Annotated in this window: 18 protein-coding genes and 1 riboswitch; of the genes, 4 read left to right on the top strand and 14 right to left on the bottom strand. The window is 71.0% G+C overall.

Annotated features, from left to right (window positions below):
- Nucleotides 1-361 precede the first annotated feature (361 nt).
- A complete protein-coding gene (locus ACGF8B_RS39775) occupies nucleotides 362-4,123 on the top strand; it encodes a S8 family serine peptidase (RefSeq protein ID WP_392747546.1) in 3,762 nt (1,253 codons plus the stop codon).
- Nucleotides 4,124-4,176: 53 nt separating this feature from the next.
- Here the strand turns inward: ACGF8B_RS39775 and ACGF8B_RS39770 are convergent, their stop codons facing one another.
- The 3 genes from ACGF8B_RS39770 to ACGF8B_RS39760 all read right to left on the bottom strand — a co-directional run bounded on the left by ACGF8B_RS39770 (nucleotide 4,177) and on the right by ACGF8B_RS39760 (nucleotide 5,986).
- The gene (locus tag ACGF8B_RS39770; protein WP_392747544.1) at nucleotides 4,177-5,187 is read right to left on the bottom strand and encodes a helix-turn-helix domain-containing protein; all 1,011 of its coding nucleotides are present in this window, start codon (nucleotides 5,185-5,187) and stop codon (nucleotides 4,177-4,179) included.
- 192 nt (nucleotides 5,188-5,379) lie between these two features.
- On the bottom strand, nucleotides 5,380-5,724 hold the full coding sequence (locus tag ACGF8B_RS39765) for a DUF4190 domain-containing protein (RefSeq protein WP_392747542.1): 345 nt from the start codon (nucleotides 5,722-5,724) through the stop codon (nucleotides 5,380-5,382).
- 100 nt (nucleotides 5,725-5,824) lie between these two features.
- A complete protein-coding gene (locus tag ACGF8B_RS39760) occupies nucleotides 5,825-5,986 on the bottom strand; it encodes a hypothetical protein (protein WP_392747540.1) in 162 nt (53 codons plus the stop codon).
- A gap of 117 nt (nucleotides 5,987-6,103) precedes the next feature.
- Between ACGF8B_RS39760 and ACGF8B_RS39755 the strand changes: the two genes are divergently transcribed.
- Nucleotides 6,104-6,745 (top strand): TetR family transcriptional regulator, encoded by a 642-nt coding sequence (locus ACGF8B_RS39755; RefSeq protein ID WP_392747538.1) that lies wholly within the window; start codon nucleotides 6,104-6,106, stop codon nucleotides 6,743-6,745.
- 15 nt (nucleotides 6,746-6,760) lie between these two features.
- Here ACGF8B_RS39755 and ACGF8B_RS39750 read toward each other — a convergent pair whose 3' ends face one another.
- The 11 genes from ACGF8B_RS39750 to ACGF8B_RS39700 form a co-directional block, all read right to left on the bottom strand.
- On the bottom strand, nucleotides 6,761-7,804 hold the full coding sequence (locus ACGF8B_RS39750) for a helix-turn-helix transcriptional regulator (RefSeq protein WP_392747536.1): 1,044 nt from the start codon (nucleotides 7,802-7,804) through the stop codon (nucleotides 6,761-6,763).
- A gap of 168 nt (nucleotides 7,805-7,972) precedes the next feature.
- The gene (locus ACGF8B_RS39745) at nucleotides 7,973-8,839 is read right to left on the bottom strand and encodes a thioesterase family protein (protein WP_392747534.1); all 867 of its coding nucleotides are present in this window, start codon (nucleotides 8,837-8,839) and stop codon (nucleotides 7,973-7,975) included.
- Nucleotides 8,840-8,938: 99 nt separating this feature from the next.
- On the bottom strand, nucleotides 8,939-9,610 hold the full coding sequence (locus tag ACGF8B_RS39740) for a trimeric intracellular cation channel family protein (RefSeq protein WP_392747532.1): 672 nt from the start codon (nucleotides 9,608-9,610) through the stop codon (nucleotides 8,939-8,941).
- Nucleotides 9,611-9,628: 18 nt separating this feature from the next.
- Complete coding sequence (locus ACGF8B_RS39735; protein ID WP_392747530.1) at nucleotides 9,629-10,837, bottom strand: ABC transporter ATP-binding protein; 1,209 nt, start codon at nucleotides 10,835-10,837, stop codon at nucleotides 9,629-9,631.
- Nucleotides 10,834-11,934: an ABC transporter ATP-binding protein gene (locus ACGF8B_RS39730; protein WP_392747528.1), complete on the bottom strand. Its 1,101-nt coding sequence runs from the start codon at nucleotides 11,932-11,934 to the stop codon at nucleotides 10,834-10,836. The genes ACGF8B_RS39735 and ACGF8B_RS39730 overlap by 4 nt, the downstream gene beginning before the upstream one ends.
- Complete coding sequence (locus tag ACGF8B_RS39725; protein WP_124717342.1) at nucleotides 11,931-12,932, bottom strand: ABC transporter permease; 1,002 nt, start codon at nucleotides 12,930-12,932, stop codon at nucleotides 11,931-11,933. The genes ACGF8B_RS39730 and ACGF8B_RS39725 overlap by 4 nt, the downstream gene beginning before the upstream one ends.
- Nucleotides 12,933-13,076: 144 nt before the next feature.
- On the bottom strand, nucleotides 13,077-14,849 hold the full coding sequence (locus ACGF8B_RS39720) for an ABC transporter substrate-binding protein (protein WP_392747526.1): 1,773 nt from the start codon (nucleotides 14,847-14,849) through the stop codon (nucleotides 13,077-13,079).
- A 95-nt stretch (nucleotides 14,850-14,944) separates the two neighbouring features.
- Nucleotides 14,945-15,949, bottom strand: a complete 1,005-nt coding sequence (locus ACGF8B_RS39715; RefSeq protein ID WP_342284114.1) for an ABC transporter permease — start codon at nucleotides 15,947-15,949, stop codon at nucleotides 14,945-14,947.
- Nucleotides 15,950-16,449: 500 nt separating this feature from the next.
- Nucleotides 16,450-17,229, bottom strand: a complete 780-nt coding sequence (locus tag ACGF8B_RS39710; RefSeq protein WP_386895170.1) for an enhanced serine sensitivity protein SseB C-terminal domain-containing protein — start codon at nucleotides 17,227-17,229, stop codon at nucleotides 16,450-16,452.
- A gap of 178 nt (nucleotides 17,230-17,407) precedes the next feature.
- On the bottom strand, nucleotides 17,408-18,178 hold the full coding sequence (locus ACGF8B_RS39705) for an enhanced serine sensitivity protein SseB (RefSeq protein WP_392747523.1): 771 nt from the start codon (nucleotides 18,176-18,178) through the stop codon (nucleotides 17,408-17,410).
- 68 nt (nucleotides 18,179-18,246) lie between these two features.
- Nucleotides 18,247-18,936: an AAA family ATPase gene (locus ACGF8B_RS39700; protein WP_392747522.1), complete on the bottom strand. Its 690-nt coding sequence runs from the start codon at nucleotides 18,934-18,936 to the stop codon at nucleotides 18,247-18,249.
- A 159-nt stretch (nucleotides 18,937-19,095) separates the two neighbouring features.
- A riboswitch (glycine riboswitch) is annotated at nucleotides 19,096-19,193 on the top strand.
- Nucleotides 19,194-19,334: 141 nt separating this feature from the next.
- Here ACGF8B_RS39700 and gcvT point away from each other — a divergent pair.
- Both gcvT and gcvH read left to right on the top strand, forming a co-directional pair.
- Nucleotides 19,335-20,471: a glycine cleavage system aminomethyltransferase GcvT gene (gcvT, locus tag ACGF8B_RS39695; RefSeq protein WP_392747520.1), complete on the top strand. Its 1,137-nt coding sequence runs from the start codon at nucleotides 19,335-19,337 to the stop codon at nucleotides 20,469-20,471.
- Nucleotides 20,472-20,563: 92 nt separating this feature from the next.
- A complete protein-coding gene (gene gcvH / locus ACGF8B_RS39690) occupies nucleotides 20,564-20,941 on the top strand; it encodes a glycine cleavage system protein GcvH (protein ID WP_382926199.1) in 378 nt (125 codons plus the stop codon).
- The last annotated feature ends 20 nt before the right edge of the window (nucleotides 20,942-20,961 follow it).

The raw sequence follows: 20,961 nt of genomic DNA, 5'->3' as shown, positions 1-20,961 counted from the left end.
CGCCCCCGGGTCCGTCCGGGCGGGGAGCATGTCGGGGCTCCGCTCCCGGCCCGGCGAAGTCCCGGGCGAGGAGCCCGTTCCCGGTGACGACGAGCCCGTTCCCGGTGACGAGGAGGGGCTGCTCGGTGACGAGGAGGGGCTGCTCGGCCCCGGTGGCTCTGTCGGTACGCGCGGTGGAGCGCGCTCTGTCGTTTTGGCGACATGTCGCAAGCACGGCAGGGAAAAGGCTGGTGCGGCCGATCAGTGGAGCCCCAGTCTTGAGCCGCACCGCGTGTCCATCCCCTTGCCTTCCGGAAAGGTTCCGATGCACAGACGGTATCGCTCTGCCGCCGTACTGGCGGCAGGAGTCCTCATCGCCACCTTGGCCCCAACCTCCTCCGGCGCGAGCGCCGCCCCGGCGCCCGCCTCCGTCGGCGCGAACTCCGCCGGCCGCCCCCAGGTCAGCGCCGTCACGCTCGTGACCGGTGACCGGGTGCGGCTGGAAACCTTCCCCGGCGGCCGGAAGGCCGTCTCCGTCGAGCCGGCCTCGGGCGCTTCGCAGGCCGACTTCACCCAACTGGAGATCGACAAGCAGCTGTACGTGCTGCCCCGCGCCGCGCTCCCGTACATCGCCTCCGGCAAACTGGACCGGCAGCTGTTCAACATCACCTCCCTGGTCAAGCAGGGGTACGACGACGCCCACACCTCCGCCATCCCGCTGATCGCCCGCTACACCGGCGGCACGAACCCCACGTCCAAAGGGGCGCCCACCGGTTCGCGCAAGGGCCTGGTCATCAAGAGCCTGCGCGGCTCGGCACTGAAGGCGGACAAGAAGCAGGCCGGGCGCTTCTGGAAGGCCATCGACGACGACGCGCTCGCCAGGAGCGGCGCCGAGGGCGGTGCGAAGAACGCTTCCAAGAACTCCTCCTTCAAGAACGCGGCCTTCGAGGGCGGCGTCGAGAAGCTGTGGCTGGACGCGAAGGTCCACGCCTCCCTCGATCGCAGCACCGCGCAGATCGGTGCGCCCGAGGCGTGGCAGGCCGGCTACGACGGACACGGCGCGACCGTCGCCGTCCTGGACACCGGCGTCGACGCCACCCACCCCGACCTGGCCGGGAAGCTCGGCGAGGTACGCAACTTCACCGACGGCCCCAGCGCGAACGACGGCCACGGCCACGGCACCCACGTCGCCTCCACCGTCGCCGGCAGCGGCGCCGCCTCGGGCGGCTCGCGCAAGGGCGTGGCACCGGGTGCCCGGCTGCTGATAGGCAAGGTGCTCGACGACGCCGGCTCCGGCTCGTACTCCGCCATCATGGGCGGCATGGACTGGGCCGCCCACTCGGGCGCCGACATCGTCAGCATGAGCCTGGGCGGCGACGCCACCGACGGCACGGACATACTCAGCCTCGTCCTCGACGACCTCAGCAAGGAGACCGGCACCCTCTTCGTCGTCGCGGCGGGCAACACGGGGTCCGACTACTCGGTGGGCTCCCCGGGCGCCGCGGCGAGCGCGCTGACCGTGGGCGCCGTCGACCGCGACGACGAGCTGGCCCCCTTCTCCAGCCGCGGCCCGCGCGTCGGGGACAACGGCGCCAAGCCCGACCTCACCGCTCCCGGCGTCGGCATCGTCGCCGCCCGCGCGGCCGGCACGTCCATGGGCGACCCGGTGGACGCGGCCTACACCACCGCCTCGGGTACGTCCATGGCGACCCCGCACGTGGCGGGCGCTGCGGCGATCCTGGCCGGGCAGCACCCCGACTGGAGCGGCCCGCAGCTCAAGGACGCGTTGATGAGCACGACGCGTACCGCCCCCGACCGGACGGTCTACGAGCAGGGCACCGGCCGGGTGGATGTGGCCCGCTCGGTGCGCCAGCGGGTGCGCGCCACCGGCACCACCAGCTTCGGCACCCTGACCCCGGACGCGGGCCCGCAGAAGGTGGACGTCACCTATACCAACGACGGTGACGCGTCCGTCTCGCTCGCCCTGGACACCACCTTCGACAAGCTCTACGGCTCCCCGGCCCCGGCGGCCGCCATGGACGCCCCCGAGCAGGTCACCGTGCCCGCCCACGGCACCGCAGACGTGACCGTGACCCTTGACGCGTCCGCACTGCCGGAAGGTGTCTACGGCGGCCGTCTCACCGCCACCTCGGCCGACGGGCAGACCGTCGCGCACACCGTTCTCTCCGCGGCGAAGGACCCGGTCACGCACAAGGTCACCGTGCGCGGCATCGATCGCGCCGGGCAGCCGGCGACCATCTGGCCGCTGATCCTGCTGGGCCCCACGGGCCGCTTCGACGTCGTCCAGGCGGTGCCGGCGGGGCAGAGCCTGACGGTGGCCCTCCCCGAGGGCAGTTACTACCTGCACGGTGTCATCACGCAGGCCTCGGAGGAGAACGTCTCCAGCAGCCTGGTGGTCGACCCCCGGCTGCGGGTGGGCGGCGCCATGGACCTGGTGCTCGACGCGCGCAAGGCGGTCCCCGTGGAGATCCGGACCCCCAAGCCCGCCGAGCAGCGGGGCTCGATGGTCTTCTCCACCCACTGGAAGTCCGGCGACCGGGAGTTCACCAGCTCCTTCACCAACGGACACAGCGGCGGTCAGCTCCTCTATGTCACGCCCACCGAGAAGTTCACCGAGGGAACCTTCGAGTTCACCTCCCGCTGGCAGCTGACGGCAGCGATGCTCCGCGCACGCGCGGTCTCCGGCGCCCGCGCATCCGATGTCCCCGTCCGTCTGCTGCACAACTCCCCCGCCGTGGAAGGCACACGAAGCCTGCGGGTGGTGGACGCCGGTCACGGACGCCCCGAGGACTACGCGGCGCTGCGCGCACGGGGCATCGACGTCCGCGGAGCGGCGGTGCTCGTGGAACTGGAGGGCGTGGAGTACGACGAGGCGGTGGCCACGGCCGCCCGGGAGGGGGCCGCGGCCGCCGTCACCACCGCCGGCGGCGACAGGTACGCGGCAGCCACCTGGCAGCCGGTGGGCCAACGGCTGCCGGCGATCGGGCTCTACGCCTCCCACGCCGCCGCACAGCGGCTGCGCGCCCCGGGCACCGTGCTGAAGCTGAGGGGGACCCCGGAAAGCCCCTACCTCTACGACGTCGTGCAGGTCGCCGAACAGCGCATCCCGGAGCACGTCGTCCACAAGGTCGGGCCGAAGAACACGGCCACCGTGGTCTCGCGCTACCCGGACACCGGCGGGACGCGCTACGTCACGGAGAACCGGCCGTCCTGGCGTCCGTGGGAGGGCGTGTACCTCTCCCAGCAGGCCCGGTACGTCCGCACCGGGCAGGCGCGGACGGAGTACGTGAGCGGTCCCGCCGACACCCGGTGGCTGCACTGGGTCAACCCCCGCAACGCCTGGGCGGGCCAGGCCGCGGGGACCGGAATGTTCGGCTCCCTGCGCACCTACCGGCCCGGTGAGCGCGTCACGGAGAGCTGGTACGCCCCCGTGGTGCGCCCGGCGATCCCCCGGGGCGTCGAAGGGCTCGCCTACCGCGAGGGCGACCAGCTGACCATCGGGATACCCGAGTTCGCCGACAGCGCCTCCGGCCACTACGGCTACGCTCTGCCCCGCAAGGACGCCAACACCCCTTACCCCGACGAGACCCGGGCCGTACTCCGTCACGACGGCGAGATCCTCGCCGAAGGCCCCCGGGCGTGGGGCCCCTTCCCCGCGGGCGGGAGCGACGGCCGTTACCAGTTGGACCTGGACGTGAAGCGCACCAGCCCCGAGGGCACCCTCTCGCGGGCCACCAGCACCCGCTGGTCGTTCACGGCCCCGCGCCCGGCCGAGGGCGCGCGGTCCCCGCTTCCGCTCCTCCAGCTCGACTACGACGTGGCCACCGACCTCCGGGGCGCCGCCCCCGACTCGGGGTCCTTCGCCTTCGGAGTGAGCGCCCGTCACCAGGACGGCCTGACGGGCCGTTCCGTGAAGGGCATGGAGGTGTCCGTCTCGTACGACGACGGCGGGCACTGGCGGGCGGCGAAGGCTTCCGCCCGGGGCGACGGCGCCTACCGTGTCCGGGTCACCCACCCCTCGACGGCCCGCACCAGCGGGTACGTCACGCTGCGGGTCCGCGCCTGGGACGACGCGGGCAACGAGGTGACGCAGGAGATCGAGCGGGCGTACGCGCTCAGGTAGTACGCGAGATCCGGAAGCCGCGGCCGGCCCCGGTCGCGGCTTCCGTGCGTCCCTCAGGACAGCCAGTCGCGCCGCGCCGCCTGCCACACCAGCTGTGTACGCGTCGTCGCGCCCGCCCGCTGCATCAGCGCGGTGATCCGGCGCTGCACCGTGCGCTGGCTGACCCGCAGCTGGGTGGCGATCGCCTTGTCCGTCACGCCCGCGACGACCAGGGAGAGCAGATAGCGCTCGTCGTCGGCGAGACTGCCGCCCGGGCCCATGCCGTCGGGGAAGTCGGCCAGCTCGCCCGCCTCCGTGACGTGCAGTGGGGTCCCCGCCGCCCAGTGGATGTCGAACAGGGCGACGAGGGCGTCCAGGAGAGTGCTGCTGCGGATGATCGCGGCGGTCGGCTCGCCGCGGGTGCCGGTCGGGCTGCCCGGCATCAGCGGGCAGACGGCGACAGAGCTGTCGACGATGACCATGCGTACGGGGAGTGCGCTGGTGGCACGGGCCACTTCCCCGGCGCGGATGCCCTGGGCGACGTTGTCGACCATGCCGGGCTGCTCCAGGCAGGCCCGTTCGTAGATCGCCTCGTAGCGGATGCCCTTGGCGAGCAGCTCGAACTCCTCGTCGTTGTCCTGGGCGCGCAGCGCCACGGGATCGGCCTTGCAGAACCACCGCAGGTCACTGCGGGCCCCGTAGGCGAGTTGACGCAGCTGCTGACGGATGGCGCCGGCCCCGGTGATCACCTCGACCAGTTGCCCGGCGTCATGGCGCCGGCCGCCCGCCCGGTACTCCTCGGCCAACTGCTCCACTCCACGCCGCGCCCACTCCAGCGCTTCCTGGCCGCGCGACAGCAGAGGCTGGAGCGCCACGTCCGGCGGGACGGGTACGTAACGCATTCCGCCGTCGCCCGGCAGCCGCCCGACCAGGCCCTTGTCATGCAGGGAGGACAGAAGCGACGCCGCCTCGCGTTCCCGGATGTGGAGCCGCTGGACGATCTCGTCCACGCCCGCACCCCGTACCTCCACCAGGTGGCGGTAGACCCGCTCCTCCGCTGCCCCGATCCCCGCTATCTCCAGCACGCACCCTCTCCCTCGCCGCAGCCCACCCCAGACGGACGCCCGCTGTGCCATCCATGATCGAACAGGATGCGGGCGGCCCTGTCGAGCGACCGGAGGACACCACGGTCTCCGCGGGCCCGGGGCGGGACGTACGGCGGGCACCCGGTGTCCCGGGACCCGAGCACCGCGGCGGCGAGGTCCGCTCCGCCCGGTTCAGCCGCCGAAGTTCCAGGCGACGACGCCGTTTCCGGCGACGAGGAAGGCGAGGACCACGAGGTCGGCGATGCCGAGCGCGAGCCCGAGCAGGGCGCGGCCGCGGCGGGACGTGGACCGGACGAGGGCGAGTATCGCCATCACGATGGCGGCCGGGCCGAGCAGGATGTTCATCACCAGCAGGCCGACGAGCCCGAGCACGAACGAGGCCACGGCCAGCCCATCGGCGTCCCGGGTGCCGCGCGACGGCCCCTTCGGCGCGGTGGCGACGTCGGTTCCTGGAGCGGCTTCGGCGGGAGTCGCCCCGTCCGCCCCGGGCCGGCGGATCGGTGTGGTGAGTGTCATGACACGGGCTCCTTCGTATCGGTGGCCGGAAGGGGAATCGGACCGGCGGCCGGAGCAACGGCCGCGACGGCAGGGACAGCCGGGACAGCCCGGGCGGTGGTCACTGCGAACGGCGCCGCGCACCCGTCCGCTCCCGCACGGCGAAGACCAGCAGCCAGCAGCCGATCGCGGCGGTGCATACGAGGCTCAGCGGCAGCGGGATCTGGGCCACCGCTCCGAGCACGATCCCGAGCAGGAGCAGGGCGACGACGAGGGCGATCATGTTCAGCCTTTCCGCGGGCTCTCCACGAGCATTTGAGAGTACGACTGTTCACTGACTTGCCAGTCTAGACCCGCCCATCACTTCCCCACTCCGGAGAACAGTTGTTTACTGAATGGCATGAGTCACACCTTCGGCGTCCGCCAGACCCAGAAGCTGAGAACCCGTCAGGCGCTGCTGGACGCCGCACTCGGACTCCTGGAGCATCAGAGCCTCAGCAGCCTCGGGCTGCGCGAGGTGACCCGGGCCGCGGGCCTCACGCCCACCGCCTTCTACCGGCACTTCGACGACACCGCCGCGCTCGGTGTGGCACTCGTCGAGGAGGCGCTGGGCAGCCTGCACGGAATGATCGGCGCGGTCCTCGCCGAGACCGGCGACAGCGAGGAGCGCCTGGGGCGCGGCGTCGAGCTGATCCTGCGCCATGTCGGCGAACAGCCCGCCCACTTCCGCTTCATCGCCCGGGAACAGCACGGCGGCGCGGGCCCGGTCCGCGCGGCCATAGCGGCCCAACTGCGGCTCTTCGCGGAGGAAGTGGCGGCGGCCATCGCGGGAGAACCGCAGTCACGGGGGTGGAGCGAGGAGGACCTGCTGATGCTGGGAGGTCTCTATGTCGACCTCATGGTGATCACCACGTCGGCGCTGCTGGACGTGGGACCGGGCGGCGAGCAGGAGGTGGCCCGGGTGGCCCGCCGCCGGCTGAGGCTGATCAACCTCGGCCGGCTGCACTGGCTGGACGACACGGGCGGCGCCGGCACCCCTTGAGGCCGCGCCGGCCCCTCAGGGCCCGCCCGCTTCCCCGTACAGCTCCACGACCGCCACCGCGTGACGCAGGAGGACGTCCCGCGCCTCGGGCGGCGAGACCACTTCCACGTTCGGGCCGAAGGAGAGCAGGGCGCGGGCCCACTCGACCGAGTCCACGGCCAGCTCGGCCCGCACCCACTCCCCGCACCCGTCTCCGGCCGCGCCCACCTCCGGGCCGTCGGAACCGTCCGGGTCCTCCGGGCCGCCCGGGCCGTCCAGGTCGTCCGGCTGCGGCTCCCCCGTCAGTGCCCCGCCGTGCAGGCGTACGAACAGATCGAGCCGGGAGCGGTGCACGCGTACCGACAGCCGCACGCGCCCCGGCCGTTCCTCGACCTGTCGGCGCAGGGCGTCCCACAGGTCCGCCAGTTCCACCCCGGGCCGCCGCACGACCGCTTCGTCCGCGAGGGTGGCGCGCCGCACCCGGTCGGCCCGGAAGAGCCGGGGCACCCCGTCCCGGTCCGCCACCAGGTACCAGACGCCCGCCTTCACGACGAGGCCGTACGGATCGACGGTGTAGGTGCGCGGGGTGCCCGTACCGCTGTGGCGGTAGTCCAGCCGCAACCGCCGGTCGGCGAAGACGGCGTCGTGGAGTTCGGCCACGTCGACGGCGGGCTGCGGGCCGCTCATCCAGCGCACCGGGTCGACCAGGATCCGCCTGCTGGTCAGCTCGGCGGCGGGCCGGTGCGGTTCGGGCAGGGCGGCCATCACCTTGCGCAGCGCGGAGCCGAGCGCCTCGTCGAGGCCGAGCGCGGCATGGGCGCCCTCGGCGGCGAGGACGAAGAGGGCACGGGCCTCGTCGGCGGTGAGCCCGGTGACATCGGTGCGGAACCCGGGCAGCAGCGCGATGCCGCCGTGCCGCCCGCGCTCGGCGTAGACCGGGACGCCGGAGGCGGACAGCGCCTCGATGTCGCGGTAGATGGTGCGTACGGAGACTTCGAGGCGCTCGGCCAGCTCGGTGGCGGGCACCAGACCGCGGGTCTGGAGCAGCAGGAGGATCGAGAGCAGCCGGTCGGATTTCACCTCACCAGCCTCTCGCGTCCGCGACCCTCGCCCGTGCCCCGCCCCCGCCTCTGCCCCTGTCCAGTTCCCGGCGTCCCTGCCCGGCGCCCCGGTGCCTCTGTCCAGTTCCCGGCGTCCCTGCCCGGCGCCCCGGTGCCTCTGCCCAGTTCCCCCGGCCGCCGCCGGCCGTCAGGAGCGCGGTGCGCGGGCCAGCTGGCGGGACTGGGCCACCAGCCGGTCCGCGCTGTCCCAGACCTCCGCGTCCTCCTCCAGGAAGCCGCCCGCGAGGTTGCGGGTGGTGATGGAGACGCGCAGCGGGCCGGGGGCCGGGCGGCAGCGGATGTGGGTGGTGAGCTCGATGGTGGGCGTCCAGCCCTTGATACCCAGCTCGAACGAGGTGGGCGGCAGCGCGTCGACGGTGAGCAGCAGCGAGAGCGGGTCGGCGTCGCGGCCGTCCGAGAGACCGAACCAGCCGCGCATCTCGCCCTTGCCCGAGGGTGCGCCGACGGCCCAGCCGACCGTCGCCGGGTCGAGCTTGATGTCGAGCCGTCCGGTGATGGCGGAGCTGCCGGGGATCGGGGCGGGGCCGTCGCCCGGGCCGAGGCAGTACTCCACCGGCGGGATGGCCGGCGGCTTCGCCGACGTACGGACCTCGTCGGACAGTCCGTCCAGGTCGCCGTAGGTGGCGATGACCCGGATGCGCTCGACCTCCGTACCGTCCTGCGCGAACTGGAAGAGGGAGGCCTGACCGGTGGAGAGGGTACGGCCGGTACGGACGGTCTGGGTCCGGATCACCGCGGGGCCGGGGACGGAGGCGGTGAGGTAGTGCGCCGAGACGGAGAAGGGGTCCGGGTGCGGCAGGGCCTGGCCGAGCGCACGACCCAGCATGGCCAGCAGATATCCACCGTTGACGGCTTGGATGATCGTCCATCCGGCGGAGAGTTCGGCGTCGTAGACGCCGTCCTCGCGAAGGGTGACGGCGGTGTCGCGGTCGAACTCGCTGTCCCCGATGGTCGCCTGTCCGGTCCGCGCCGCCTGCTCTGCTGCCTGTGCCATGCGATGCACCGTACACCGATTGTATTACTGAGCGGTAGCTTTTTGGCTGGAACGGTCTCGCGAAATATGTCTCACGGAACACGTCTCGCGGAATGCGTCTCAGGTGGCCGCCGGGCTCTCCTCGGCCGACGCGGACTTCCGGTTGTAGGCGCGCGGGGCCCGCCAGTGGTAGCGCATCGCCAGCAGCCGCAGCACGAAGGCGACGATCACGGCGGTGCCGCTGGTGAACGCGTTGAGCGTGTCGAAGCGGATGCAGAGGACGATCATCGCGGCGCCGACGATGGCGGGCACCGCATACAGATCGCGGTCCCAGCGCAGCAGCGAGGGCACCTCGTTGGCCAGCACGTCACGCAGCACACCGCCGCCGACCGCGGTGGCGAGACCGAGGGCCGCCGACGCGGTGAGCCCCAGGCCGTAGTCGTACGCCTTGACCGTGCCCGTGACGCAGAACAGTCCCAGGCCCGCCGCGTCGAAGACATTGACGCCGACCTGGATCCGCTCGACGTGCGGGTGCATGAAGAACACCAGGACGGCGGCGAGCAGCGGGGTGGTGAAGTAGCCGAGATCCGTGAAGGCCGCGGGCGGGACCGCCCCGATGACGATGTCACGGAACAGCCCCCCGCCCAGCGCGGTCACCTCGGCGAGCACCGCGATGCCGAAGACATCGAAGTTCTTGCGTACGGCGAGCAGAGCGCCGGAGATCGCGAAGACGAAGATTCCGACGATGTCGAGCGCATGCTGGACGGAGGGCGTGAACAGTTCGTTGAGCACCGGGCAATTGTGCCGGTACTACTCCTTCGTGCTGTCCTCCGGCGTATCGGGCGAGGAGGCGCCACCCTCCGCCCCGGTCGCCCCGGCGGCCTCCGGCTTCTGCACGTCGACGATCTGGATCGCCTCGCGCGCCGCCGCGGTGACCGTCTCGCCGGGCACCTGGTCGGGCGCGTTCTCCGGGTGGTGGCAGGCCACCTGGTGCCCGGTCTTCAGCGCGGCCAGCGGCGGTTCCTGCGTCTTGCAGACCTCCGTCGCCTTCCAGCACCGGGTGTGGAAGCGGCAGCCGCTGGGCGGCGAGATCGGCGAGGGCACGTCGCCCTTGAGCAGGATCCGCTCGCTCTTGACCGACCGGCGCCTGGGGTCCGGGATCGGGACCGCCGAGAGCAGCGCCTTCGTGTACGGGTGCATCGGCGCCCGGTAGAGCGACTCGCGGTCTGCGAGCTCCACGATCTTGCCGAGGTACATCACCGCGATCCGGTCCGAGACGTGCCGGACCACCGACAGGTCGTGGGCGATGATCACGTACGTGAGGCCCAGCTCGCTCTGGAGGTCGTCGAGCAGGTTCACCACCTGCGCCTGGATCGACACGTCCAGCGCCGACACCGGCTCGTCCGCCACGACCATCCTGGGGTTGAGCGCCAGTGCGCGGGCGATCCCGATGCGCTGGCGCTGACCGCCGGAGAACTCGTGCGGGTAGCGGTTGTAGTGCTCGGGGTTCAGGCCCACGACCTCCAGCAGCCGCTGCACCTCCTTGCGGACGCCACCGTCCGGCGTGACGCCCTGAAGCTTGAAGGGGGCGCCCACGATCGTGCCGATCGTGTGCCGTGGGTTCAGCGAGGAGTACGGGTCCTGGAAGATCATCTGCATGTCCCGGCGCATCGGGCGCATGCCGCCCACGCCGAGGTGCGTGATGTCCCTCCCCTCGAACTCGATCTTCCCCGCGGTGGGTTCGAGCAGCCGGGTGATCAGCCGGCCCATCGTCGACTTGCCGCAGCCGGACTCGCCGACGACGCCCAGGGTCTCGCCCGAGCGCACCTCGAAGTCGATCCCGTCGACGGCCTTCACCGCACCGGCGTTGCGCTGCAGCAGCCCCTTCTTGATGGGGAAGTGCTTCTGCAGCCCGGTCACCTTGAGCAGCACCTCGCGGGAGGCGGTGTCACCGGCCGACCTCTGCGCCGGAACGTCGACGCCCTTGTCCTCGCTCGTCACGGCCTTGTCCTCGCTCACAGCTTGGGCGCAATCTCTTCGGTCCAGATACGCTCCCGCTGCTCCGGCGACAGGTGGCAGGCCGCCCAGTGCCGGCCGCCGACCTCCTGGAGCTCGGGCCGTACGGTGCGGGTGACGTCGTCCTTGGGCACGTCCGCGTACGGGCAGCGCGGGTTGAAGGCGCAGCCCGACGGGATGTTGATGAGCGACGGCGGGGAACCCTTGACCGGGATGAGCCGGTCGGTCTGGTCGCGGTCCAGGCGCGGCATCGAGCCCAGCAGGCCCCAGGTGTAGGGGTGCCGGGGCTCGTAGAACACCTTCTCGGCCGGTCCGCGCTCCACGCAGCGCCCGCCGTACATCACCAGGATGTCGTCGGCGAGCTCGGCCACGACGCCCAGGTCGTGGGTGATGATGATGACCGCGGAGCCGAACTCCTTCTGCAGGTCCCGGATCAGGTCGAGGATCTGCGCCTGGACGGTGACGTCCAGCGCGGTCGTCGGCTCGTCGGCGATCAGCAGCTCGGGGTTGTTGACCAGCGACATGGCGATCATCGCGCGCTGGCGCATACCGCCGGAGAACTCGTGCGGGTAGCTGTCGACGCGCTTGTCGGGCTGCGGGATGCCTACCCGGTCGAGCATCTCGACCGCCCTCTTGCGGGCGGTCTTCTTGTCGACGCTGTGATGGACCCGGTACGCCTCCACGATCTGCTTGCCGATCGTGTAGTACGGGTGCAGCGCGGACAGCGGGTCCTGGAAGATCATGGCCATGTCGCGGCCGCGCAGCTTGCGCACCTCGTCGGGGTCGGCGGACAGCAGCTCCTTGCCGTCCAGCCAGATCTCGCCGGAGACCTGCGCCTTGCGCTTGCCGTACTGGCCCGTGGTGTGCAGGCCCATGATGCCCAGCGAGGTGACGGACTTGCCGGAGCCGGACTCGCCGACGATCCCGAGGGTCTTGCCCTTCTCCAGCTGGAAGTTGAGCCCGTCGACGGACTTGACCAGGCCGTCGTCGGTCGGGAAGTGCACCTTGAGGTCGCGCACTTCGAGGAAGGCGGTGGGAGCGGGCGAGCCGGCCGGGGAGGGTTCGCCCAGCGCGGCACCGCTCTTGTGCAGTTCGGTCATCCCAGCCTCACTCGCGGGTCGATGACGGCGTACATGATGTCGACGACGAGGTTGGCGACGGCGATCGCGAGAGCCGCGAACAGGGTGACGCCGAGAATCACCGGCAGGTCCTTGTTGCTGATCGCCTGGACCGCGGCGAGCCCGAGCCCGGGCAGGTTGAACGTGGACTCGGTGAGGACGGCGCCACCGAGGAGCACGCCGATGTCCAGACCGAAGACGGTGAGGATCGGAGTCATCGCGGACCGCAGGGCGTGCCGGGTGATGACGGTGCCCTCGCCCAGGCCCTTGGCGCGGGCGGTGCGGATGTAGTCCTCGCCGAGCACTTCGAGCATGGTGGCTCTGGTGAGGCGGGCGTACATCGCGGCGTTCAGGAAGGCGAGCACGATCCACGGCAGGATCAGGCTCTGGAACCAGGTGCCGATGCCGTCGTCCGTGGAGAGGTTGTCGGCGATGTGGACCCAGCCGAAGTTGTGCACGAACAGGCCCATGGCGACCATGCCGGTGAAGAAGATCGGCAGCGAGACGCCGGCGAGCGCCGTGGTCATCGCGGCGCGGTCCCAGATCGTGCCGCGCCGGAGCGCGGACACCACACCGGTGGCGACGCCGCCGAGGAGCCACAGCACGCAGGCACCGGCGGCGAGCGCGCCGGTCACGGGCAGCGCGTCCTTGAGGGTGGTCCAGACGGGGACCTCCGTGCGGAAGGAGTACCCGAAGCAGGGCGCGGCGCAGTGGGTGACATCGGCACCGTTCGCGTAGTCGCGTCCCATCGGGATGCCCTTGACGAAGTCCCAGAACTGGACGAGGAGGGGGTCGTCGAGACCCAGTTTGATCCGGATGCCCTGGAGCTGCTCGACACCCGTGGCCTTGCCGGCGAAGAGGACTGCGACGTCCTGACCCGCCCACTTGGGCAGCATGAAGAAGATGGTGAACGTCGCGAGCAGTACGACGAGCACCATGATGACTACGGCGAACAGGCGCCGGATGAGATAAGCAAGCACTGTGTGCGGCCCGGCGGTGGCCGGGAACCCCTTGTGGGGGCTCCCGGCCACCGCCCCGGCCCTCACCTGCCCTTCGGACTGGCGGGTTTCGGCGGCGGTGGAACAGTCAACCGGGTTGACTGCAGATGCTGTTGACTACAGCGGCTACTTGACGACGCCGAGCGAGACGTAGTCGTAACGGCCGTTGTAGGCGTCGGACATGTAGGCGTTCGTCAGACGGCTGCCGCGCCAGGTGATGTTCTTCTCGTAGATGAAGGGCATCCAGTCGGCCTGGTCGAGGATCCGCTTGTCGAGAGCCTTGTAGATCTCGCCGGCCTTGACCGGGTCGGTCTCCGCGATCGCGTTGTCGAAGAGCTTGTCGATCTGCGGGTCCTTGATCTGGGACTCGTTGTAGTTACCGGTGTCCGAGAGGAACCGGCTGTCCCACAGCGGCTGGCCGAAGCCCTGGCCGGACGGGAAGTCCGGGCCCCAGCCGCTCATCGTCATGCCGTAGCCGCGCTTCTTCACGACGGACGGCGAGCCGGTGATGCTGGACGCCTCGGCGCCGTCGAGCGGGTCGACCTCGATCTTGATGCCGACCTTGCCGAGCTGCTCCTGGAGCGCCTCGGCGGTGTCGACCTCGCCCGGGTTGTTGTTGCGGGCGGTGAGCTTGGTGGAGAAGCCGGTCGGGTGACCGCACTGCTTCAGCTCGTCCTTGGCCTTGGCCAGGTCCGGCTTGCCCTTGCGGGCGAGGACGCCGTACGGGTCGTAGTCGCTGTGACCCTTGATGGAGACCGGCAGGGTGCTGTTGGCGATCGCACCACCGGCGATCTCGCCACCGCGGGTCTGCTGGAGACCGGCGAAGTCGGTGGCGTAGAAGACGGCCTTGCGGCAGTGGACGTCGTCCAGCGGCTTCGCGGTGTGGACGAGCGCGACGTAGCGGACGAAGGACGTCTGCATGTTGTCGACGCTGTCCTTGTGGTCCTGGACGGCGGTGACGCGGCCGGACTGGGTCATGCCGGTGCCGTTGAGGTCGACGTCGTAGTCGCCCTCCATCAGCTTCTTGTCGTTCTCCTCCAGGTTGGCGGAGATCGTCACGGTGACCTTGTCCGGGAGCGCGGCGCGCAGCGGGTCGGAGGCCTTCTGCCACTTGTCGTTGCGGACGAGCACGATGCTCTTGCCCGGCTTGTACGACTCGAACTTGTACGGGCCGGAGGAGAACGGGCGCTGGGTGTACTTGGCGCCGTTGTCCTTGTCCGCCTTCACGGGCGAGCCGGACGGCATGGCGAGGAACTGCTCGAAGTCACCGTTGGGCTTGGGCAGCTTGAAGACGATGGTGTTGTCGTCGGGCGTCTCGATCGACTTGAGACCGAGCTTGTCCGCGGACTTGTCCTTGTAGGGGCCCTTGTACTCGCCCTTGGGGTCCAGCGTCTGCTTGAGGTACTGCGGGCCACCGGTGATGGTGTCCGTCGCCCAGATGCGCTCGATGCCGTACTTGACGTCCTTGGAGGTCAGCTTCGAGCCGTCCTCCCAGGTGATGCCGTCACGCAGCTTGTACGTGTAGGTCTTGCCGCCGTCGGTGATCTCACCGGGGCCGGTGGCCAGGTCGCCGACCAGCTTGGTGGAGCCCGCACCCGGCTTGGTGTCGTAGCTGACCAGCTGGCGGGTGTAGAAGCGCATGAAGTCCCAGGCCATGCCGTAGTAGGCACGCTGGGGGTCGGCGGAGTCGAGGTCCTGCTTGCCGACCATCTTCAGCGTTCCACCCGTTTTGGTGGACGGGTTGGCGACCTTGTTGAACGCGGCGTTGAAGCCGGCGCCCTTCGACTTGCCGCCGCCTTCGCTGTCGTCGCCGCCGCCGCACGCCGTGGTGGTCATCAGCGCCGCGACCACGAGGGCCGCACCAGCGGTGAGCCGTCGTTTCGAGGTAACTGTGGACATTTTCTCGTAACCTCCGAGATCGCGGTCCCAGGCCGTTGCTTGCCGGAGAACCATGGGAAAAGCCACCTGACGATGCGGCAGGGGCAAGTCGTGGGTTATCGGGTCCCCTTGGGGTCCAGGGCGTCGCGCAGCCCGTCCCCGAAGAGGTTGAAGGCCAGCACGGTGATGAAGATCGTCACGCCGGGGAAGACCATGAACATCGGGTCGTGCTCGTACGTCTCCAGCGCGTCCCGCAGCATTCCGCCCCAGGAGGCGGTCGGCGGCCGGACACCGGCGCCCAGGAAGCTGAGGGCCGCCTCGGTGAGGATGTTGGTGGGGATCATCAGCGTCGCGTAGACGGTGATCGGCGCCACCAGGTTGGGCAGCAGCTCGCGGAAGAGGATGTGCGTCCGCCCGCCGCCGAGGCTGCGCGCCGCCTCCACGTACTCGCGCTCGCGCAGCGAGAGCGTCTGCCCGCGGACGATGCGTCCGACGTAGGGCCAGCCGAAGAAGCCGATGACGGCGACGAGTACGGCGATGCGCACGCCGCTGCCGGTGAGCCCGAGCAGGTCGTCGGGGAGGACCGAGACCAGGGAGATGATGAAGAGGAGCTGCGGGAAGGAGAGCAGCACGTCCATGACCCGGCTGATCACCGCGTCCACCCAGCCGCCGAAGTAGCCGGCGATGATCCCGAAGAGGGTGCCGAGGGCGACGGCGACCAGGGCCGCCAGGAACGCCACCAGCAGCGAGATCCGGGCGCCGTAGACGATCCGGCTGAAGATGTCGCGCCCCTTGTTGGGCTCGACGCCGAACAGGTAGTCGCCGCTCACGCCGCCGAGGCTGCCCGTGGGGAGATTGGTCAGCGGGTCGAGCAGGTCCTGGTGGAACTCGTTCGGCGGGTGCCCGAACAGGTTCACGATCAGCGGCGCGAAGACGGCCACCACGATCAGGACGAGGACAACGATGCCACCCGTCAGAGCGACCTTGTCCTGCTTCAGGCGGTTCCAGGCGATCTGCTTGAGCGACCGTCCCTCGACCTTCTTCACCCCGGAGTCGACTGCGGGACCGCCGGCCGCGATCGGATCCGCTTCCTTGGTCGGCTCGTGCAGTGGTGCCGTCATCGTGGCAAGGACCCCTCTCAACCGGCGGTGGCCGGGCCGAACTGGCCGCTGTGGCGGCGCGATCAGTCAGTCGTACGCAGAGGCGGCAAGACGCCCTTGCTGCGGGAGTCTTCATTGCCGTTACGACTGGTAGCCATACCGACAGGCGAATGGATGCCTAACCGTGATGCGCTCTGGGGTGTTCCGTTATCCGGACGGATGTGAACGCCCGCCGAACACAGGTCAGTTGATACGGAAGGGGGGCATGCGCGCGGATTCACGACGCATTCACCACGAGTTGTGCCGAGCACGGAAATCTCGGACATGGGCGGCCCGGTGGGCCGCGGCGCGGATGAACACGCCTTCACATTCGGGGAGTTGGCGCCCGATGGCCGCTTCCCGGACATCGGGAACGTACAGCCGCATTCGGGCTTCCGGGAGTGAACCGCCCCTTTACGGACGGCGGGAGGGCGCACCGGCCCTCCCGGTGCGGGGGACGAGCGGCCGGGTGTCCGGACGGGTCAGTACGCGCTCTGCGGCGGGTATCCGTAGCCCGCGACGGGGGCCGCCGGGGCGTGTGCCTCGCGGTCGTAGAACGGGCGGGCGTTGGCCCGCAGCCACATCGCGACCGGGTCGTACTCGTCGGACATCGCGACGGTGGAGACGGGCAGCCCCTCCGGGACGGCGGAGACCGACTGCTGCATCATCGCGCGCGCCGCGTCCACCGAGGGCGGGCTCGTGTCGTAGAGGTCGAGGCCGATGGTGAGGTACGGGACGCCGAGCGCGGGCTGCACCCAGGCGCGGCGCAGCGAGCGGATCGCCGGGGTGTGGTGGGCGTTCTGCGTGAGCAGGGCGTAGAACTGCGGGATCTCGATGGCCGGCTCGGTGAGCCGGAGCGGGCCGGCGGGCATCCGGTCGAGGCCGGTGGCGATCCGGCGCAGATCCAGCCAGGGGACGCCCACGCCGCCGCCCGGGGCGTGCGGGTTGAGCCAGATGCCCCAGCGGTCGGGGAAGAGGGTGCGGGCGATGTCCCGGCCGTCGACCAGCTCATGGGCGCGGTTCCAGCCACTGGCCGAGAGCTCCTGGGCGGAGGTCACGCAGGGGGCGTAGCCGAGGCCGTCGACCTCCATGTTCCCGTACTGGGCGTCGGGCGAGCCGGCCTGGCCCTGCCAGAGGAGCATCCAGATCCGGCCGCCCGCGAGGGCCTGCAGCAGCGCCTCGTACGCGTCGTAGCGCCCGGGCGTCACTTGGCGCAGCATGTGCTCGACCTGCCCGGCCGCCGCGGTGCCTGACGCACTCACCTGGTCCCGCCCCTCTTCGATCCACTGTGTCGGCCCGCCGCCCCGGGCACACGGGTGCGGCGTGATGCCGAGGCACCAGCCATGAAACCAGCTTATGCGCCGGTCCTGACACCGACTTGACGTCATGGGTCCGGGCGGTGTTCCCCACCGGTGCCCGGCGGAGGTCCCGCGCCGTGTTCTATATGCCCGCTCGCTGGTAGAACGGCCGGATCCGCTCCCGCATCCAGTCGCCGACCGGGTCCTGTGCCACGTCGAGCAGTACGAGATTGACCGGCCAGGGAACCCCGACCCGGCCCAGGGCGCGGCCGAGGGCGTCCATCGGGGCGTTGCGCCCCGCGCCGTCCCAGGTGGAGAACTCGACACCGATGAAGAGGACGGGGTCGCCTCCCTCGATGCTGGCGAGCGCCCGGCGGGCGGAGAGCACCACACCGCTCTCCTCGAACTCACCGGCCGCGGCGGCCAGGAAGTCGACCGGCTCCTCCTTCCAGTCCGGCTCGTACAGCCGGACCCTGCCGCCGCCGGCCGGCCCGTCCAGCGGGGTGCGCCCGGCCCGGCAGAGTTCGGCCACGGCGGGCGGCGGCAGCGGCATCCCGACCGCGCCGCCCGGGTTCACCGCGATGCCGAGCTGCGGGGGCAGTCCGCGGGCGAAGTCGCGGGCGGGCGCGACGGTGAAGGACATGTGGGCGCCGACACAGGCGAGGAACTGCTGTTCGGAGCTGAAGACCGGGACGTACGGGGCGCCCTCGATCTCCGTCGTCGGCAGGTCCAGGGCCCCCGAGTCCGGACCGCCGCCGTTGGGCAGCGGTACCCAGACCTGGCTGCGGCCGAGCACCTCGACGAGCCGTCCGCCCGCCTCCGGGCTGCCCACCGAGGCCATCAGCACTTCTTCGAGCTCGTTGCCCGGCCATCCGCCCTGCGGATGGGACTGGACCTGCGCCGGAACGTCCACTGCTTCCCCTTCTCGCCCAAGCCTTCCGGCAGAAGATTAACGCCCGGCCCCGAAGCGGCTCCGCCCCGCTACCGCCCGCCGGGCGGCCCGCCGGTGAACTCGATCCGGGCGAGCCGCCCCGCCGCCTCCCGGTCCAGCAGCACCGCCGAGCCGCATCCGGGCGGCAGCAGCCCCTTCTCCGTCGCCCGCAGCAGCCTGCCCACCGCCCTGCGGTGCCGGGCGAAGGCGTATCCCGATACGCCGCGTCCGCGCTCGCGCTGGCCCTCCCGCGCGGTCTCGGGCGTGACGTCGAGCAGGACCAGCCGCAGCGCCCGGCCCCGGCGCCGCGCGTCCCGGGCCAGCCAGCCGCGCACCCAGGACTGCGTCCCGCAGTCGTGGACGACGACGGACACCCCGGAACGCAGCACCCGCCACAGCCCCCAGTAGTGGGCGGCACGGACGAGCGGGCGGTAGAGGGCGTACGGGAATAACCGGGGCACGGACCGCGCCCAGCGGTCCCGGGTGTCCTGGGAGTCGATGGCGTGCGCCGTCGTCACCGCGCGCCGGATGAGCGTCGACTTGCCGCTGCCGGGCAGCCCGGAGACCACGACCACGTCGCCCGCCGCGAACCGCAGGGCGCGCGGGCTGCGCCCGGCCCGCTCCCGCAGATCCCGTACGACGGGCGCGCGCCCCGACATCTCCCTGGCCGGGGCCCCCGGCTGTGCGGGCATCGCCCCGTGTGCGAACCCCGCGGTCGTCGCGTACCGCTGCAACGTCATCGCCCTCCCCCTGTCGGATCACCCCACGTATGCCCCTGAAGTGTAAAGAAAAGGTAATGCGGCACAACCGTCCACGCCGGTGATTTCCGGCGGGGGACCGGGGCCCCACTCCGGCCCGATGCGTGCGATGATGGCCCGGCCAACTGCATAAAGGCCGTTCGAATCCGCGCGGGAGAGTTCCGGTCACTACCTGTGCCGGGCGCCGAAGGAGCAAGTTCCTCCCTTGAATCTCTCAGGCCCCGTACCGCGTGGATGAGGCAGATCTGAAAAGCGGGCCGCTTCGCGGCTCCACCCAAGGTGCAAGCCGAACCCTTCCAGGGGGTCTCGGCGAACCTCTCAGGTTCCGATGACAGATGGGGAGGGATCGTCCTCGTCGTCATGCCCTGGGAGCCATATCCATGAGCACCGCCCCCCGCCTCACCGCCCTCGATGCCCTGCACCGTTCGCTGGGCGCGACCATGACCGACTTCGCGGGCTGGGACATGCCCCTGCGGTACGCCAGTGAGCGCGACGAGCACAACGCGGTGCGCACGAAGGCCGGACTCTTCGACCTGTCGCACATGGGCGAGATCACCGTCACCGGCCCCGCGGCCGCGGCCTTCCTGAACTTCGCGCTGGTCGGCAACATCGGCACCGTCGCCGTGGGCCGGGCGCGCTACACGATGATCTGCGCCGAGGACGGCGGCATCCTCGACGACCTGATCGTCTACCGGCTGGGGGAGGCGGAGGCCCCCGAGTATCTGGTCGTCGCCAACGCGGGCAACGCCCAGATCGTGCTGGACGCGCTGACGGCCCGCGTCGAGGGCTTCGACGCCGAGGTGCGCGACGACCGGGACGCGTACGCGCTGCTCGCCGTCCAGGGCCCGGAGTCCCCCGCCATCCTGGCCTCGGTCACCGACGCCGACCTGGACGGCCTGAAGTACTACGCCGGTCTGCCGGGCACGGTCGCCGGTGTCCCCGCGCTGATCGCCCGTACCGGCTACACCGGCGAGGACGGCTTCGAGCTGTTCGTCGCCCCCGAGCACGCCGAGCGGCTGTGGCAGGCGCTGACCGAGGCGGGCGCCTCCCGGGGCCTGATCCCGTGCGGGCTCTCCTGCCGCGACACGCTGCGCCTGGAGGCGGGCATGCCGCTGTACGGGCACGAGCTGACCACGGAGCTCACCCCCTTCGACGCCGGTCTCGGCCGGGTCGTGAAGTTCGAGAAGGAGGGCGACTTCGTCGGCCGCAAGGCCCTTGAGGCCGCCGCCGAGCGCGCCGAGACCGCTCCGCCGCGCAAGCTGGTCGGCCTGGTCGCCGAGGGCCGCCGGGTGCCGCGCGCCGGCTACCCCGTTGTCGCCGTGGGCGGAGCCGGCGTCCAGGTCGTCGGGGAGGTCACCTCCGGCGCCCCGTCCCCGACCCTGGGCAGGCCGATCGCCATGGCATACGTCGACGCCGCGCACGCCACGCCCGGCACCGAGGGCGTCGCGGTGGACATCCGTGGCACCCACGAGCCGTACGAGGTCGTGGCGCTGCCGTTCTACAAGCGCCAGAAGTGACCCCCGCGCTCATCGAGAAGTGACGCAGTCGCGTCTCACACCGTAAGACCACCGTTCATCAGCACTCCCCCGCGTACAGGAGAATTCAGGTCATGAGCAACCCCCAGCAGCTGCGTTACAGCAAGGAGCACGAGTGGCTGTCGGCCGTCGAGGACGGTGTGGCCACGATCGGCATCACCGAGTACGCGGCCAACGCGCTCGGCGACGTCGTCTACGCCCAGCTCCCCGCGGTCGGTGACACGGTGACCGCGGGCGAGACCTGCGGTGAGCTGGAGTCGACCAAGTCGGTCAGCGACCTGTACTCCCCGGTCACCGGCGAGGTCACCGAGGCGAACCAGGACGTCGTGGACGACCCGTCGCTGGTGAACTCCGCTCCCTTCGAGGGCGGCTGGCTGTTCAAGGTACGCGTCACGGAGGAGCCGGCCGACCTGCTCTCCGCCGACGAGTACACCGAGTTCTCCGGCAACTAAAGACCCCAAGGGACCACCTG

This window comes from Streptomyces sp. NPDC047917, from assembly GCF_043204345.1.
Taxonomy (GTDB): Bacteria; Actinomycetota; Actinomycetes; order Streptomycetales; family Streptomycetaceae; genus Streptomyces; species Streptomyces sanglieri.
The sequence above is the reverse complement of the archived record's forward strand: the minus strand, read 5'-3'. Positions and strand labels throughout refer to the sequence as shown.

Excerpts from the sequence above, each read along its gene's own strand:
- ACGF8B_RS39765 (WP_392747542.1), bottom strand. The coding sequence starts at position 5,724 with ATGACACTCACCACACCGATCCGCCGGCCCGGGGCGGACGGGGCGACT.
- gcvT (WP_392747520.1), top strand. The coding sequence starts at position 19,335 with ATGAGCACCGCCCCCCGCCTCACCGCCCTCGATGCCCTGCACCGTTCG.
- ACGF8B_RS39745 (WP_392747534.1), bottom strand. The coding sequence starts at position 8,839 with ATGGCACAGGCAGCAGAGCAGGCGGCGCGGACCGGACAGGCGACCATC.
- ACGF8B_RS39715 (WP_342284114.1), bottom strand. The coding sequence starts at position 15,949 with ATGACGGCACCACTGCACGAGCCGACCAAGGAAGCGGATCCGATCGCG.
- ACGF8B_RS39760 (WP_392747540.1), bottom strand. The coding sequence starts at position 5,986 with ATGATCGCCCTCGTCGTCGCCCTGCTCCTGCTCGGGATCGTGCTCGGA.
- ACGF8B_RS39730 (WP_392747528.1), bottom strand. The coding sequence starts at position 11,934 with ATGACCGAACTGCACAAGAGCGGTGCCGCGCTGGGCGAACCCTCCCCG.
- ACGF8B_RS39700 (WP_392747522.1), bottom strand. The coding sequence starts at position 18,936 with ATGACGTTGCAGCGGTACGCGACGACCGCGGGGTTCGCACACGGGGCG.
- ACGF8B_RS39720 (WP_392747526.1), bottom strand. The coding sequence starts at position 14,849 with ATGTCCACAGTTACCTCGAAACGACGGCTCACCGCTGGTGCGGCCCTC.
- ACGF8B_RS39755 (WP_392747538.1), top strand. The coding sequence starts at position 6,104 with ATGAGTCACACCTTCGGCGTCCGCCAGACCCAGAAGCTGAGAACCCGT.
- gcvH (WP_382926199.1), top strand. The coding sequence starts at position 20,564 with ATGAGCAACCCCCAGCAGCTGCGTTACAGCAAGGAGCACGAGTGGCTG.